Genomic DNA, 1,095 nt, shown 5'->3' with positions numbered 1-1,095 from the left:
GCGATCTTGCCGCGGAGATGGCGCCCAAGACCGACGACGCGCTGCCGCCGCTGCCGGGCGCCGACGACACTGCCGGTGCGGGCGCTCCCGCCGAGTCCGGCCTGGGCGAATCCTCCGCCGACCACGCTTTCGCAAGCTGATCGGCCCACTGCCGCTGACAGGCCTCGCTTCTCGTCCGAAGCGGGGCCTGTCCTGCGTCTTCCCCTTCGTGGTGCTGCGGCGAGATCGCTCCTGCGGCGCAGGAAAGGCGAGGGGGAAGGGTATGCCGTCCATCCAGGACAGGAGAAGACCCATGTCCGACATCATCGACCTGGGCGGCGCGCCCGCCAATGAAGACTGCGCCCAGCTCGGCCAGAGCCCGGATTTCGAGCGACTGAACCGCCTCGAGGTCGCCGCCTATCGCGCGGCGATCATTGCCCTTCATGGCAGCCCGCCCGAAGGCTGCTCACTGGTGACGATCGCCAATCCTCATGATTTCGGGACCTATCGTACGCTCGGCCTCAGAATCGAGGATCATGCCGCGGGCTCCGAGGCCGCGAAACACTATGCCGCGCTCGTCGAAGATGGCCTCGCCCACTGGATCGAAGCCTGTTTCGCGGCGCCCGTGCGCTATCCTGAAGGGAGCGATCCGGTGGTTGATCGCCACCGGATCGAGGACATCGTGACGGGTGTCATCATGGCGACGCGGCCGGACAAGGACGGCCGCTTCTTCGTCCCCGACTTTGCCACCTGCCATCACAATCTCGCGGCTGCCTTTCCGGCGAGCGCCGAGGCCGCGCACCTCATCCTTCAGGAGATGCCGTCATGACCCAACAGCCACCCTGCGACAATCACGCGGCCATCGAGGCGCGCATCACCGCCGAGATCGCGCAGCAGCTCACGATCGTTCAGACCGCAGAGGCGCGCTGCAAGGAGAGCTTCCTTCCCCTGTTGCGGCAGCACGGCATCACCCGCGTCGAAATCAGCTATGAGGGGTGACTACACGAAAGTGACGTATCTGCACGGAAAGGGCGAACGGATAGCGAACGTCACGCGGCAAGTAGGGAGTTGACGGCGCGCAGCGGTCGCAAGGCGTCCGGATCGGGTTGATCTTCA

The 1,095-nt window shown here is 65.8% G+C and carries 2 protein-coding genes; both read left to right on the top strand.

The genetic code is table 11. The features are described from left to right. Window positions 1-292 precede the first annotated feature (292 nt). Window positions 293-808 carry a hypothetical protein gene (locus ENE74_RS18055; RefSeq protein WP_127692244.1) on the top strand — a complete coding sequence of 172 codons (516 nt, stop codon included), beginning with the start codon at window positions 293-295 and terminating at the stop codon, window positions 806-808. Continuing rightward, window positions 805-978 (top strand): hypothetical protein, encoded by a 174-nt coding sequence (locus ENE74_RS18370; RefSeq protein WP_164847548.1) that lies wholly within the window; start codon window positions 805-807, stop codon window positions 976-978. The genes ENE74_RS18055 and ENE74_RS18370 overlap by 4 nt, the downstream gene beginning before the upstream one ends. Window positions 979-1,095: the final 117 nt, after the last annotated feature.

This window comes from Sphingobium algorifonticola, from assembly GCF_004005485.1.
GTDB lineage: Bacteria > Pseudomonadota > Alphaproteobacteria > Sphingomonadales > Sphingomonadaceae > Sphingobium > Sphingobium algorifonticola.
This window is presented reverse-complemented; position numbering and strand designations above follow the sequence as displayed.